Below are 13,933 nucleotides of genomic sequence, written 5' to 3'. Positions count from 1 at the left end.
AAATATTGGCAGCGTGTTTGTCACGCCACCAATCATGTTCTATTTAAGTTTGACCCGATAGAGATTAGGTCAGGGTAAAAAACTAGAAAAGGATTAAAAAGTTATATGATATGAACTTGATAAACTCAGTTTCTTGCTTTGAACTCGGTCACCCACATCGATGTCGCACCGCACACCGCGACAGGCATAACGATCAGGTTCAAAATAGGAATGGTGGTGAACACGGAGACCAGCGCACCAAAGGTATAGGCTTTGCTTTGTTTTTGTTTCAAATTGTGTCGCATGTCATTAAACGGCACCTTGTGATTATCGAACGGATAATCGCAGTACTGAATCGCCAGCATCCAAGCGGTAAACACAAACCACAGAATGGGGCCGAGCGTCTGGCCTAAGGCTGGAATGAGCAGCAAAATAAACAATCCAATGGCTTTGGGCAGAACGTAGAGCAGTTTGCGCCATTCTCGTGCCAACACACGCGGCACATCTTTGATAACGCTGAGCATGCCATCGTCATTGATCTTTTGGCCCGTTAGGTGCTCTTCCACCTTTTCTGCGAGCAGACCATTGAAAGGTGCTGCGATAAAGTTCGCTAAGGTGCTAAAGAAGTAGGAGAAGGTCGCCAAAATAGTGAGCACCAGCAACGGCCACAGAAGATAACTCAACCAAGAGAGGAAATCGGGTAGCTGACCAATCCACTCCGCAATCCAACTATCCAAATGAGAGAAGAGATAAAAGAGCGCGCTTCCGACCAAAATAATGTTAGCGAGGAGAGGTAAAAGGACAAACTGACGAATGCCGGGTTGCAGAGTGAGTTGCAAACCGTGGAAAAAATAACCAAATCCGGTTTTTGACTGTTGAGTGTTGTTCATGAAAATGTGCCTAACAGGGTTTTTATGGTGTGTTAACAAGGAAAAGCGTGTTCAAAATCACATCATTATGGGAACTTCTAACATTAAGTTGTTCTAAAACCTATGAGAGTTTTGGTAGAGTAACTCAAATCAGATTATTTGAAACCAGTTTGGCTGATTTAGCAGCTGAATGATTGAGAGTGAAAGATGCAGGAATTGCGATTTGTACTGATCATTGTGGGCGCTTTGGCCATTGCCGCGCTGCTGTTCCACGGATTATGGACAAGCAAAAAAGAAGGCAAAACAAAATTTGGCAACAAGCCAATTGGAAAACTGGCGACGCCAGAGCAAGACGAATCCGTACCCGAGCGCTCTTTTGCTCCCGAAGATGATTTTGAGATTGTTCGCGTGACTAAGACCAGTCGCAACACCAGCAATAAATTTGCTTCAGACTCCGGTGAGACAATGGATGATCCTCTGCTAAATGATCCGCTTCTCGATGCATCCATCAGTGACTCAACGTTTTCAAGCGATGCCACTCGAGATGAGCCAACCTTTAGTGAGTGGAAAGACGATCTGGTAGAGGAGTCTCAAACTACTCCGCTGCAAGATAATCCCCGTCAAGCGTCATCGGAAGAGCTAGACATTCCCTCTATGTCTGCAAAGCCTCAAGAGCCCCGTGATGTGAGCTCTGTATCCACCACAGAATCCGCGCCGACCCAGATTGATGATAGTGATGACGAAGATGAGATGCAGGTGATTGTCATCAATGTGCATTGCGCTGGAGAGACGCCATTTGTGGGCACCAAGCTGTTTGATAGCATGCAGCAAAATGGGCTGATTTACGGTGAAATGGACATTTTCCATCGTCATGCGGATCTCTCTGGTACCGGCAAAGTGCTGTTTAGCGTTGCCAACATGATGCACCCTGGCACACTCAAGCATGATGATCCTGCAACATTCACCACTAAAGGGATCTCATTCTTTATGACATTGCCGTGCTACGGTGATGGTGAACAAAACTTCAAGTTGATGCTGAAAACCGCGCAGCAAATTGCCGATGATTTAGGCGCCAACGTGCTGGATGATGCGCGTAATCTCATGACGCCGAACCGACTTGATGCGTATCGCGCTCAAATCAAGGCGTTTAAGCTCGCACAGCAACCCTAGTCAGCAAAACAAAGCGTGCTACCATAAAGGCTCCTGATGCGGAGCCTTTTTCGTTTTACCTTATTCGCTTTAGAGTCACTGATTCATATTGGATTAAGATCAAAGGCAAAGGCCCTGTAAGTGGCCAAGATATAGAGCAGAGAGACTGATGTCCCAAGAAATTGAACAGAAAATTGAGGCCCTTCGTAGTGCGCTTCATCATCATGGCATTAAGTACTACGTAGAAGATAGCCCTGAAATCCCCGATGCAGAATACGATCGTATGATGCGTGAGCTTATAGAGCTAGAGCAACAGCACCCTCATTTGCGAACACCCGATTCGCCGAGCGCTCGGGTAGGGGGCATGGCCTTATCTCAGTTTGAGCCTGTGACTCACGAGATCCCAATGTTGTCGCTCGACAATGCGTTTGATGACAGCGAGTTAGATAGTTTCTACAAACGCATGACTGATAGACTGGCGGGCCAGAGCGTGGCTGCGTTTTGCTGTGAACCAAAACTGGATGGCTTAGCAGTCAGTTTGCTGTATGAAAATGGCGTGCTAACCCAAGCGGCGACGCGGGGTGACGGCGCGACGGGGGAGAACATCACCGACAACGTTCGAACCATCAAAGCGATTCCACTTAAACTGCGTGGTGAAGGTTGGCCTGCGCGTATTGAAGTTCGTGGTGAGGTGTTCATGCCTACCGCTGGTTTTGAGCAGTTCAATGAGCAAGCGAAAGCCAAAGGGGAGAAAGTGTTTGTCAATCCGCGTAACGCGGCGGCAGGCAGTTTACGCCAGTTGGACTCTAAAATCACCGCGACCCGCCCTCTTAGTTTCTATGCCTACAGTGTCGGTGTGGTGCAAGGTGCGACCCTGTCTTCAAGTCACTACCAGCGCTTTATTCAACTCAAGGAGTGGGGCCTACCCATGTGCCCTGAGGTGCGTTTGGTAGAGAGCATGGAAGAGGTAAAAGCTTACTATCAGGACATTCTCACTCGCCGCCAAACCTTGCCGTATGAAATCGACGGTGTGGTGATCAAGGTCGATGATGTGGCGCTTCAGCAGCAACTCGGTTTTGTCGCACGTGCGCCGCGCTGGGCGATCGCCTACAAGTTCCCGGCGCAAGAAGAGATCACTGTGCTCAATGACGTTGAGTTCCAAGTCGGGCGAACGGGCGCGATAACACCCGTCGCAAAGCTAGAACCTGTATTTGTTGGTGGCGTGACGGTGAGCAACGCTACTTTGCACAATGCCGATGAGATCGCGCGTCTTGGTGTCATGATTGGTGATCAGGTGGTGGTTCGCCGCGCTGGTGATGTGATTCCACAAATCGTCTCTGTGGTCGAAGCTAGCCGCCCTCTTGATGCAAAAGTGATCGAGTTTCCGAGTGCTTGCCCTGTGTGTCACTCCCATGTTGAGCGCGTGGAAGGCGAAGCGGTAACGCGCTGTAGTGGCGGATTAGTATGCCAGGCGCAGCGCAAAGAAGCCTTGAAGCATTTTGTCTCACGTAAGGCTTTGGACGTCGATGGACTTGGCGTCAAGGTGATTGAGCAGTTGGTTGACAAAGAGATGGTGACAACGCCTGCTGATCTGTTCAAGCTCTCTGCTGGTGTACTGACAGTGCTGGATCGCATGGGGCCTAAATCAGCGCAAAACGTGGTCGACGCACTGCAAAAATCGAAATCCACCACATTACCAAGATTCCTCTATTCACTGGGGATTAGAGAAGTGGGGGAAGCGACGGCTGCGAACCTGGCGATGCATTTTAAAACGCTACCAGCGATCAGCAAAGCCACCTTGGAACAGCTAATAGAAGTCCCAGATATTGGTCATATTGTCGCAAGCCACATTTTGGCGTTTTTCTCTGAGGAGAAAAATCAGCAAGTGGTTGAGGATTTGTTAGCGCAAGGGATACATTGGCCGGATATCGCTGAACCTGACGAGGATGCACCCGCGCCTCTGGCCGGTAAAACGGTTGTGCTAACAGGGTCACTTTCTCAGTTGACACGCAGTGATGCAAAAGCGGCACTGCAAACGTTAGGCGCCAAAGTGACCGGCAGCGTGTCCAAAAATACCGACATTCTGTTTGCGGGTGAAAACGCAGGATCCAAGCTCGCCAAAGCACAAGATTTAGGTATCGAGATCAAAACAGAACAAGACTTACTTGATTTGATGAAATAACCTCGCACAGCCAAGCACCTCTTTATTGAAGCCCTTAGTGATTTCGCTAAGGGCTTTTTGTTTGTCTCGTATTATCTACCTTCCGCCGACTTCAATAATCGCAATAATTAGTCAGTGATCTTGTTCATAGTCTTATGTTCGAATCTTACAATGAAGATAATTTGCGAGCGATCTCACGCCTATTGATGTTGTTTTTTATTTAACTTGTTGATTTTGTTTGTTTTGATTGGTTTCGCCTGAAAAAACAAAAAATGAGAGGTGGATCTTGTCTATTAATGGAACTTTGCTATTGCTCATATTTTTTTAGAAAAAAATTAAGTTCTATTTGGATATTTTTAGTCGCGAAGTTAGCCTGAGTTCATGGATACACAGTGTGTATGCAGGAATAGAAAATCGGATGCGAAAGGTTTGCAGAGGGTTTTCAACATAGGAAATGATTTCTCCCTTCGGCGGCCAACTTAAGGTGAGAAAACAAAAGACAGCTATATCCATTTTTAGGAGTTTTTCCATGGACAAAATGTTTAAACGTTCACTCGTAGGTGCTGCAGTTGCTGCTGTAGCGATGTCAGGATCGGTACTTGCAAAACCAGCTACAGACAGCGTGGACCTGTACGGTCAAGTTGCACTGTCTATCTGGCAGTTCGGCGAACATAAAATTGGTGGCGGAGATCAACCTCTAAATTTTGAAAACGAATCACGCTTCGGTCTTCGTGGCACCAAAGAGCTTGCTCGCGGCCCTAAACTGATTTGGCAAATGGAAGGTGGTAACGTTGGCGATGTTGGCGCAAACAGTGGCCTAGGTGTTCGTGATACCTTCGTTGGTTTTGAATTTGACGATGGCGGTAAGCTTCGCGCGGGTCGCTTGTTGACGCCGTTGTACGAGATTGTCGACTGGCCATACTCAGGTCAGCGTGCGGGTGCTGTGTTTGACTGGGGCGGCGATGTGGTTGGTGGCGCACGTTACGACCGTCAATCAAACATGGTTCGCTACGACTCAACGAATTTTGGTGGCTTTAAGTTTAACTTAGCTGCAGGTCGTGGTACTGAGTCAGACAAAGATTCTAACTTCTACGGTGTGGGTGCGCACTTTACAACGGGTGGATTCACTGTTCACGGTGGTTTAGAAGTTGGCGAGAACCGCAGTGTCAGCAACTTCAACACGGCCTACAACCAATTCCTAAACCAAAACCCTGGTTCAGTTCCATCATTAGGTGATGATGAAACAGTGACTGCAGTCTCTGATACTTTTGCGGCGATTGTTGGCTTCGAATACTATATCAATGACTTTGGCGTATACGGCGCTTATAAGATGGAAGAAGCTGAGTATTCAAATGTTGTACTTGACGGCGATTCTAAACCTGAGCTAAATGGTGCAGAAATTGCTCAAGACAGCTACTCGTTTGGTATTGTGTACAGCGGTGTTGAGAACTGGAACTTCAAAATGAACTACGCGGCAAACCTAAATGCTGACCTTAATAGTTCTGAAGTCAAAGGTACTAAAGATTACATCATTTCTGCTCAAGCGATGTACTTCTTAGATGATTCAGCACTGACTTACTTCCGTCCTTACATGATCTCGAAAGACGATTCTGATGCAGAGTTTGGTTGGGGTCTAGGTCTAGAGTACTACTTCTAAGTCGCACTAAATTTCATTGCCTTATAAAAAATAGCCAGCATTTGCTGGCTATTCTCTTTTTCACAAGAGCATAATAAAAAACACCGTAGTTACGGTGTTTTTTTTGGTAAAATGTAATGTCGAGTAAACTTATTCTAAATTGCTAATTGCCCAAGTTAAAAATTTCTTTTTATCTTCTTTGGACGCATTATTGTAAGCATTCTTTAATGTTTCATAGCTTGTACTTGAGGAGGTATTTTCTAGTTTACTCTCAGCAATAGAAACTTGAGAGAAGTTTTTTAAGCTCGCTACTTCGGTACTCATGTTGTACTTTTCTACTTCTTGTACCATATCGGGCATAAGCTTAAACCCAATTGAGATTTTGTCTTTCTTTATTTTATTTGGTTCATTGTTGTTGCTATCTATCAGTTGAAAGGTCGGATTAGCATTGAAGTCCATACCTTGATCAAACGTCTGAATCTTAGGGATAACAAGCTTGAAGCGTGCATTTTCGTCATCAAATGTTGCAACCAAAGGTTCTGATTTGAATTTGGTTTTTTCAGAACCAGACTCTCTGACTAGATGGGCAAGTCTAAAGACGATTTGATTAACACCGTCTTCAAGAACTAAATTATCTTTATAATCAAATCCCATACTTGAGTATCCGGCATCTTCGCCATTTACTGTGAGTAATTGAACCCCTCTTGGAATATCAATGCTTACTTCCGCTAAGGCTAATGTTGGAACCATTAGTATAGAGGGTAACAAGGTGTGAACTAATTTCATAATCGCTCCATCAACTGTGATTCTGACCTAAATAATGAAGGTAGAGAGAAGAATATAATAGTTATTTTTTGATGCAAAAAATACTAAATAATTACAACAATGAGATCTGGATGGAGTGTTGAAAGAGTCGATTTTTGCCGTGCAGAACGTCATTGGAGGAGAGGGACGTTCTGCACTATCAGTGTTTAATACAACACCGAATACAATTGGCGGCGGTACTGACTGGCGATGGCGTTTCCTTGGCCTAATGCCGAAAGGATATCCATAAAGATCTTTTTCAGATCACCGCCTTCGGTGTTGAGGTCTTTCTTAAGAAATGTCCAAAGTAGCGCAAGGGCTTCTTCATCGCGCTTAACTTGGTGGTAGCAAAGTGCCAATTCGGATGCCAATTTGGCGTTGCCTGGGTCATTCGCTAAGTCGGCTTCGAGAGATTGAATCTCTGGGCTGTTGGCGGATTGCTCATGTAACTCTAATTTTGCGATTAAGCCTTTGTAGTAGTTATCCTGGTACTCAAGCGGAATATGGCTCAGCATGGCTTTTGCCTCATCAAACGCTTGGGTCTCGAGTAAGCAGTCTGCGATGGCGAGTTTCACGTCACCTTTTTGTTGCCACTCTTCACCAAGACTTTGAAGAATCGGCAGTGCTTGAGTGTACTGCTTTTGCTCAATCAGAGTCAGCGCTTCACTGAGCACCAGCTCTTCTTGGCTTGGCAAATGCTTGCTCAGCATGGCTTGAATCGCTTCAATACCCTGCGGGCCACCTAAGCCGTCGACGGCTTGACCATTAATAAATAGGGCAATGGTCGGGAGCGCTTGCACGCCAAATTGCGAGGCGATCATTTGCTCTTGTTCGCAATTGAGGAGCGCTAAGGTAAAGGCGCCGTTGTATTCCTGGGTTAGCGACTGAAGTTGCGGAATGATTTGCGCACTCTCTTGGCTCATTGGTGCCCAAAAGTGAATTAACACCGGCGTTTGCATTGAGCCTTCCAATACTTGTCGAAAGTTCTGCTCATTTAATTCAACGATATAGGGTGATTGCATGTGATCATTCCTTGCTGGTAGATGTGTTCGTAGTCACGATGTCTATAGGCAACATATGGGCGAAAGCCAAAGAGTTCAAGCACGCAACGCGATTCTGTGCTCTTTATGCCTTTGAATGGCAAACATTGCGCTTATTTCCAGCAGCTAGCGGGTGAGCGCAGGCCCAACTGATTGAGTGTCAGCGCGGTGTAAGTCGCACCGCCACACGCATCGCTCGCTTGTGCGCCACTGGGCGTTGCCGTAATCGTATAGGAGGCGGCGCTCGCAACAATGCTGAGTGAGTAACGTGCTGTGTCGGACTCGCACACCGTACAGCTCGACCCTGACATAATCGATGATGCCAAGGTGAGGTAGCTGCCATCGTAACCTTTCTCAAGCGCGAGCTGGATGCGGCTCAAATCGGCTAATGCTGTAGTGCGATGCGCTTTTAAGGCGTAGCTCTGCATCGCGGGATAGGCAATCATGGCCAATATCGTCACGATCGCAACTGCGATGAGTAATTCGAGCAATGTCATGCCATGTAAGTGATTTTTTCGGTTGTTGCAGCGATTTTTTCGAATCATTTCTAATGCTTCCTCTTTGATTTATAAACTATTTTTATGGGCTGATAGCATGTGCGCAAGATAAAAATGGCATATGCGATGGTTTACATAATGAAATGGGAAATGACTCGCGGCTTTACCTTGCTTGAGCTGCTCTGCACGATAGTGGTGCTCGGAATTGTGCTTACGGTGGCCGCGCCGAGTTTTCAAACCATGAGTGCAAGCAATCAAATGAAGCGCGTCGCGGGTGAGCTAGAGCACTTTCTTGTTCAAGCGAAGTCGGAAGCGGTGTGGCGCAACCAAGATCTGTGGGCTCACATTGACGCTTCTGTCACTCCAAGTTTGCCCGGTCAGTGGAGACTGCTACTCACAGACTCCGACACCTCGGGAGGAACGCCCATTCTTTACCTTGATGGCGCAAGCTTTCGAGATGTGGTGATCCTCTCTAACTATACCTCTGATCAAATTAAATTCGATGGTGTGCGTGGCAAAGTGAAAGATGGCAATTTGGAGTTTTATATTGCCAATACCACCAATCAGAACTTGAAACTGAAGAGTGCTTATGGTGCGAGCCGAGTGATGATATGCGCAGTAGGAGGCAGTCATTATGGCTATGCGCAATGCTAAACCGAGAGGCCATTTTCAGCGCGGTGCGTCATTGGTCGAGTTGCTGATCGCATCGGCCCTTGGATTGATTGCCATCATGCTGGTGGGCAGCGTGTTTATTCGCAGCCAAGCGGTGGCAACCGAGCGAGGCAAAGCGTTGCTGTTAGCCCAAAACCTATCGACTGCGATGGCACAAATGAAAGAGGACATGCAGCGCGCAGGCTATGACGGCCTTACGGATACCTATCACCAGTTGTCAGGCGCTTCGGGTGTCATTCATACCCAGTCTTCACCGGAGTTAGTGGGGTATGTGTACCGCGTTGCCTCGTCTGGCGCGAGTGCGTTTCGCAACGTGGTCTACAAGCGTGAGCCAAGCTCATCCGGGACGCTCGGCCACTCGCTCAAAATCTGTGAGAAACACACGCCAGCGCCACTTTCTGTCAGTGACGCAACTGACTCTGGACTGCATGGAAACTGTTACAACGTTTTTGATCCAAAACAGATTTCCCTCACCGCGTTAACCGTCAACACAGAGACGATTCGAGGAGGCTCGACACGCAGCCAACAGGTCAATGTCATATTGCGCGCGCAGTTAGTGGGTGACACGAGCGTGACGTTCGACACTTCTTCGGTGACTTTGCAGAGGAATTGGCAATGAGTAGGTACAAACAGCGTGGGGTGGTGACTCTATTCGTCACATCGATTTTGTTGGTGATCGCACTGGTGATGGTGTTGGCTTCTTATCGACATGTCTTTTACCAGATCAAGCGCTCACACAATGAAGTCAAAGCTAGACAAGCTCATTGGCGGGCAGAAGGTGGCATCGAGTGCGTCTATGCCTATTTAAAAGGAAGCCCCAACCTCGTGCCCGATTTGACGGCGCCGGGGCACGGGTTGCTCGATTCAATTTGTAAAGAGACGTTAGCGCTCGATGACTTGTACCTGCGCGCTTTAACCGCGTCCGATTATGTGATTGAGTCACAAGGCCCAACTCACGAACTTAAAAAGTCGTTTTATTGGGGGAGCATGACGGGGCTTGGCGCGATTCAAACCACAGCAGATCTGCGTATCCGTGGCAGTGCGGCGATCGCAGCCGATGCGCCTAAAAAGCCGAATGGAGAAGGCGAATATGAGTGCGTTGCGATTCGCTATAAACACCGTGTGACGTTTGAGTCACCCACAGGTGCTTCATTGAGCACCGAAGACCCTATGCCAAATGGCCCTTATCCTGGGTTCTCCGGTGACTGTGCCAGTAGCTACAAAACCTCGACCACTGAAGGGGGCAATACCACCGATGACCCAGACCTCTTTGCGCAGGATTATCTCAAAGACGACGATATTGACCCGTTTTATAACTATTTTGGTGTCACCAAAACGACGTCAAACATCTCAAATATTAAAGCGGATTACTACGTAATCACGAATCCCGAAGTCTCGGACGGTCAGACTTGCCATCAACAACTGGCGGATGCTTTTGCCAGTTATGACAAAGTGTGGGTAGAAGGCCACTGCGTCCTCAGTGCGCCGCTCACTGTCACAGGGCCGCGTTCACTGGTCGTCGCCAATGGCATATTTGCCTCGACAGGTTCAACGAGTTACTCAGGCTCATTTTTTCATATGGTGGATCGTACCAGTCCCGCTTTTAGCGATGAGAATTTGGCGAACTATTGGTCTGAAGTCAGCTTTTTTAGCGCGATAGAAAGTCTGCTCTCAACCCACACTGTCTACTTGGACAATGGCGCGTTTCACCCCAAAGGGGGGATGCATTTCGATTCACCCAACGGTGAAGTGGTGCTCAATGGCTCGTACGACCTCGACTACTCGTCAGCCAATAGTCTCTACCAACGGCCGAAAACCCTAATGTGGAACAATGGAGGTTGGTATGCAAAATAGCCAGCGTGGTTTTAGTTTGGTGGAAGTAATGATTGCGTTTATTTTGATTGGTGTCGCCTCGTTGTCACTGATCAAGCTCCAAGCATACGTTGAGCAGCGCTCCGATTTTGCCGTCAAGAGTATTCAAGCACTCAATATCGCAGAAAGTCAGTTGGAGTGGTTTCGCAGTCGCGGCGCATCAGCGGCGTTGTCTAGCATACCTCCCGCCGATTTTACGAGCATAACCAGTGGCAGTGACGCGACCACATACGCTCCATTTACCGTGCGTTGGCAAACCAGTGAGCCTGCTGCAACCTTATCCAACGCATTGAAAACCATCACAGTGACAACCGAATGGCGAGATAGGTTGGATACCGCTCAAACCCTATCCGTGACCACTATGATATCAAGCTACAGTGAGTTTGCTGATGACTGAATAACCCTCGTGATTAGGTGTTGTCAATTGATGGTTGCGCTGAATAAATTTCTAATTAGTGAACGAGTTGTGAGGTATTTGGTGGGGTTTTTGTGGTGTTTGTGTTGCACGTCTTTGACGTTTTTGCAAAACATGTCTCCAATTATGGAAAAAACCTTAGAATCTTGTGCTTTTTGTAAGCGGGTTTTATAGAATGCTTGGCTGATAATAGACCGTCAAAAAACATAACAAGGTCTAGGGCAACAACATCAAACTATGGAGTTACCATGAGTAACCAAGCAATCAATTCAGCGCCATCTGCTAAGCCGAGTGGGATGGATCGCTTTTTAAACTTTATCGAGCGCGCAGGCAACAAAATTCCTGATCCGGCGATCTTATTCTTTTGGGCATTGGTGATCACTTGGGCAGCATCAGCGCTGTTGTCTAATGTGTCATTTGATCTGATCAATCCTCGTACAGGTGAGGCATTGGCGATCAACAACCTGTTGACGGGGGAGGCATTAGCCAGTTTCCTCGCGAATATGGTGACGACTTTCACCGGATTCGCACCTTTAGGTATCGTGCTTGTGGCGATGTTGGGTGTGGGTGTGGCTGACTCTTCTGGTTTCATCACCACAGGTCTTAAGAAGATGCTGAACTTCACGCCAGCAAAACTTCTGACGCCAATGCTGATTCTGGTTGCCATCGTGTCGCATACGGCGGCAGATGCGGGTTATGTTTTGGTTATTCCTCTCGGTGGTATTATTTTCCATGCCGCTGGCCGTCACCCACTTGCGGGTATCGCTGCTGCTTTTGCGGGTGTGTCAGGTGGTTTCTCTGCTAACTTTATCCCTTCTGGTATTGACCCTCTGTTAGCGGGTTTCACTCAAACTGCCGCACAGGTGCTTGATCCTCAATACGTCGTCAACCCACTGGCCAACATCTTCTTCACTGGGCTTTCATCAGTGATCATTGTTGCGATTGGTTGGTACGTGACAGAGAAAATCATCGAGCCTCGCCTAGCAAAAACACCGATTGATGACGATGCGGAGAAAGCCCCGGATCTCGGTTCATTTACAGAGTTGGAATCGAAAGCGTTTCGTTATGCCGGTTGGTCGATGATGGCGGGTATTGCACTGCTGATTGCAGCGATTATTCCGGAGTCTTCTGCACTGCGCTCACCAGAGGGTGAAATTACTGCGTTCTCAGCGCCGCTGATGAAGTCTATCGTGCCACTGATCTTTATTCTGTTTATCATCCCTGGTTACGTTTACGGTAAGGTTGCCGGTACGTTTAAGACCAGTAACGATGTGATCAAAGCGATGTCCGACACCATGGCGACCATGGGCGCGTACATTGTGATGTCGTTCTTCTGTGCTCAATTCCTTTCTGCTTTCGCACAATCGAACATCGGTACTATGTTGGCGTTGTACGGTGCAGAAGGCCTGAAAGCGATGAACCTGCCGGGTGAAGCGACCATTATTGGTATGATTCTACTGACAGCCGCTGTGAACTTGTTGATTGGCTCTGCGTCGGCGAAATGGGCATTGATTGGTCCAATTCTTGTGCCAATGTTGATGGCTGTAGGCATCTCTCCTGAGCTGTCTCAAGCGGCGTACCGTGTTGGTGACTCAGTGTCTAACATCATTTCACCGTTGATGGTCTTCTTCCCATTGGTGGTGGTGTACTGTCAACGCTACGTGAAGTCGACGGGTATCGGTACTCTAGCATCGTTGATGATGCCATTCTCGATTGCGATGCTGATTGGCTGGTCTATCTTCTTGCTAGCGTACTGGGCTGTTGGCATTCCTCTTGGTATTCAAGCGCCTTACACTTACGTGATGTAAGCGCGGCGACTTGGTATCACGATAAGCCAAGTCTCCTAAATTCAATATTTACGCCAGCGATCCCGCTGGCGTATTCTTTTCCACAACCCACAACCCACAACCCACAACCCACTTCCCATTTCACCCACAAACCACTAGGATCAAGCCTCTTAATCACCACCGAGGACTCTCCTTTGTCTACCGACACATTTACCCCCCAAGATGAACACTTTATGCGTCTTGCGATGGAACAAGCCAAACTGGCTGAACAGCAAGGTGAAGTCCCCGTCGGCGCGGTGCTGGTCAAGGAGGGTAAGGTTATTGCGACAGGATGGAATCAGTCGATTGGTCAACACGATGCAACCGCACATGCGGAGATTCAAGTGTTGCGCCAGGCAGGGCAACAGCTTGGCAACTACCGCTTATTAGACACCACGTTATACGTCACGCTAGAGCCTTGCCCTATGTGTGCAGGAGCCCTTCTTCACAGCCGCGTTAAACGGATTGTGTTTGGCGCACCGGACTTAAAAGCGGGGGCGGCAGGTACGGTATTAAACCTCTTTGAACATCAAGCCGCGTACCATTACGCAGACGTCGAGCATGGATTGTTGGAGGCGGAGTGCCGAGAGCAGCTTCAGGCCTTTTTTCGCCGACGTAGAAAAGAGAAAAAAGCGGCCAAGCAAGCGTTAACAAATGACGATGCGTCAGAGTCGATGGAGTAGGTGGAGTAGGTGGAGTAGGTGGAGTAGGTGGGGGAGTTTTTAAGCAAACATCTTAAGTAAGATGTTTGCTCTGTAGGGTTTATGCACAAATGAGTTGCATAAATGCACGGTGACGTGCGATGACTTTCTTCTTGTTGTTGCTGATCATTCGCTTTCGGCGATTCGCTGATACAGTCTTGTTAAGGCGTTTTGACTGCAGTTTACGTCGACGCATAAAACAACCTCCTAGCTAATGTTAACGACAGACACTCATGTGTCACCTAAGGAAACTTTGTCCTAGGTGTCGATTCTTATAACCGTCCAATGTTACCGTTTTAAGAATGTTACGTG

Annotated in this window: 13 protein-coding genes; 9 read left to right on the top strand and 4 right to left on the bottom strand. The window is 47.7% G+C overall.

All coding sequences use genetic code 11. The annotated features are described in order from the left end of the window. Positions 1–125 precede the first annotated feature (125 nt). Positions 126–869, bottom strand: coding sequence for a sulfate transporter CysZ (cysZ, locus tag AC6R10_RS07585; RefSeq protein ID WP_334555159.1), 744 nt, complete (start codon positions 867–869; stop codon positions 126–128). A gap of 186 nt (positions 870–1,055) precedes the next feature. Between cysZ and zipA the strand changes: the two genes are divergently transcribed. The 3 genes from zipA to AC6R10_RS07570 all read left to right on the top strand — a co-directional run bounded on the left by zipA (position 1,056) and on the right by AC6R10_RS07570 (position 5,815). Next, positions 1,056–2,018 carry a cell division protein ZipA gene (gene zipA / locus AC6R10_RS07580; RefSeq protein ID WP_500671905.1) on the top strand — a complete coding sequence of 321 codons (963 nt, stop codon included), beginning with the start codon at positions 1,056–1,058 and terminating at the stop codon, positions 2,016–2,018. Between the two features lie 148 nt (positions 2,019–2,166). After that, complete coding sequence (gene ligA / locus AC6R10_RS07575; protein WP_500671904.1) at positions 2,167–4,179, top strand: NAD-dependent DNA ligase LigA; 2,013 nt, start codon at positions 2,167–2,169, stop codon at positions 4,177–4,179. Positions 4,180–4,687: 508 nt separating this feature from the next. Continuing rightward, positions 4,688–5,815: a porin gene (locus AC6R10_RS07570; RefSeq protein ID WP_500671903.1), complete on the top strand. Its 1,128-nt coding sequence runs from the start codon at positions 4,688–4,690 to the stop codon at positions 5,813–5,815. 129 nt (positions 5,816–5,944) lie between these two features. On the opposite strand, the gene AC6R10_RS07565 is transcribed toward AC6R10_RS07570, so the two are convergent. The 3 genes from AC6R10_RS07565 to AC6R10_RS07555 all read right to left on the bottom strand — a co-directional run bounded on the left by AC6R10_RS07565 (position 5,945) and on the right by AC6R10_RS07555 (position 8,183). After that, positions 5,945–6,580 carry a YccT family protein gene (locus AC6R10_RS07565; RefSeq protein ID WP_500671902.1) on the bottom strand — a complete coding sequence of 212 codons (636 nt, stop codon included), beginning with the start codon at positions 6,578–6,580 and terminating at the stop codon, positions 5,945–5,947. 185 nt (positions 6,581–6,765) lie between these two features. Beyond that, the gene (locus tag AC6R10_RS07560) at positions 6,766–7,620 is read right to left on the bottom strand and encodes a co-chaperone YbbN (RefSeq protein ID WP_500671901.1); all 855 of its coding nucleotides are present in this window, start codon (positions 7,618–7,620) and stop codon (positions 6,766–6,768) included. Between the two features lie 131 nt (positions 7,621–7,751). Continuing rightward, the gene (locus AC6R10_RS07555; protein ID WP_500628835.1) at positions 7,752–8,183 is read right to left on the bottom strand and encodes a type IV pilin protein; all 432 of its coding nucleotides are present in this window, start codon (positions 8,181–8,183) and stop codon (positions 7,752–7,754) included. A 102-nt stretch (positions 8,184–8,285) separates the two neighbouring features. Here AC6R10_RS07555 and AC6R10_RS07550 point away from each other — a divergent pair, with 102 nt between their 5' ends. The 6 genes from AC6R10_RS07550 to tadA all read left to right on the top strand — a co-directional run bounded on the left by AC6R10_RS07550 (position 8,286) and on the right by tadA (position 13,603). Continuing rightward, positions 8,286–8,789 (top strand): GspH/FimT family pseudopilin, encoded by a 504-nt coding sequence (locus AC6R10_RS07550; RefSeq protein ID WP_500672023.1) that lies wholly within the window; start codon positions 8,286–8,288, stop codon positions 8,787–8,789. After that, complete coding sequence (locus tag AC6R10_RS07545) at positions 8,770–9,426, top strand: PilW family protein (RefSeq protein ID WP_500671900.1); 657 nt, start codon at positions 8,770–8,772, stop codon at positions 9,424–9,426. Before AC6R10_RS07550 ends, AC6R10_RS07545 begins: the two co-directional genes overlap by 20 nt. Continuing rightward, positions 9,423–10,661: a hypothetical protein gene (locus AC6R10_RS07540; protein WP_500671899.1), complete on the top strand. Its 1,239-nt coding sequence runs from the start codon at positions 9,423–9,425 to the stop codon at positions 10,659–10,661. The genes AC6R10_RS07545 and AC6R10_RS07540 overlap by 4 nt, the downstream gene beginning before the upstream one ends. Then, positions 10,651–11,076 (top strand): type IV pilus modification PilV family protein, encoded by a 426-nt coding sequence (locus AC6R10_RS07535; protein WP_500671898.1) that lies wholly within the window; start codon positions 10,651–10,653, stop codon positions 11,074–11,076. Before AC6R10_RS07540 ends, AC6R10_RS07535 begins: the two co-directional genes overlap by 11 nt. Before the next feature lie 266 nt (positions 11,077–11,342). Further along, positions 11,343–12,902 carry an AbgT family transporter gene (locus AC6R10_RS07530; RefSeq protein ID WP_500638165.1) on the top strand — a complete coding sequence of 520 codons (1,560 nt, stop codon included), beginning with the start codon at positions 11,343–11,345 and terminating at the stop codon, positions 12,900–12,902. Positions 12,903–13,075: 173 nt separating this feature from the next. Continuing rightward, positions 13,076–13,603: a tRNA adenosine(34) deaminase TadA gene (gene tadA / locus AC6R10_RS07525; RefSeq protein WP_500671897.1), complete on the top strand. Its 528-nt coding sequence runs from the start codon at positions 13,076–13,078 to the stop codon at positions 13,601–13,603. The last annotated feature ends 330 nt before the right edge of the window (positions 13,604–13,933 follow it).

The organism is Vibrio sp. R12-SG2-ISO1 (assembly GCF_059834045.1).
This window is presented reverse-complemented; position numbering and strand designations above follow the sequence as displayed.

Coding starts and splice junctions, on each gene's coding strand:
- AC6R10_RS07560 (WP_500671901.1), bottom strand. CDS start 7,620: ATGCAATCACCCTATATCGTTGAATTAAATGAGCAGAACTTTCGACAA.
- AC6R10_RS07545 (WP_500671900.1), top strand. CDS start 8,770: ATGGCTATGCGCAATGCTAAACCGAGAGGCCATTTTCAGCGCGGTGCG.
- zipA (WP_500671905.1), top strand. CDS start 1,056: ATGCAGGAATTGCGATTTGTACTGATCATTGTGGGCGCTTTGGCCATT.
- cysZ (WP_334555159.1), bottom strand. CDS start 869: ATGAACAACACTCAACAGTCAAAAACCGGATTTGGTTATTTTTTCCAC.
- AC6R10_RS07565 (WP_500671902.1), bottom strand. CDS start 6,580: ATGAAATTAGTTCACACCTTGTTACCCTCTATACTAATGGTTCCAACA.
- AC6R10_RS07555 (WP_500628835.1), bottom strand. CDS start 8,183: ATGATTCGAAAAAATCGCTGCAACAACCGAAAAAATCACTTACATGGC.
- AC6R10_RS07540 (WP_500671899.1), top strand. CDS start 9,423: ATGAGTAGGTACAAACAGCGTGGGGTGGTGACTCTATTCGTCACATCG.
- AC6R10_RS07530 (WP_500638165.1), top strand. CDS start 11,343: ATGAGTAACCAAGCAATCAATTCAGCGCCATCTGCTAAGCCGAGTGGG.
- ligA (WP_500671904.1), top strand. CDS start 2,167: ATGTCCCAAGAAATTGAACAGAAAATTGAGGCCCTTCGTAGTGCGCTT.
- AC6R10_RS07550 (WP_500672023.1), top strand. CDS start 8,286: ATGACTCGCGGCTTTACCTTGCTTGAGCTGCTCTGCACGATAGTGGTG.
- AC6R10_RS07570 (WP_500671903.1), top strand. CDS start 4,688: ATGGACAAAATGTTTAAACGTTCACTCGTAGGTGCTGCAGTTGCTGCT.
- AC6R10_RS07535 (WP_500671898.1), top strand. CDS start 10,651: ATGCAAAATAGCCAGCGTGGTTTTAGTTTGGTGGAAGTAATGATTGCG.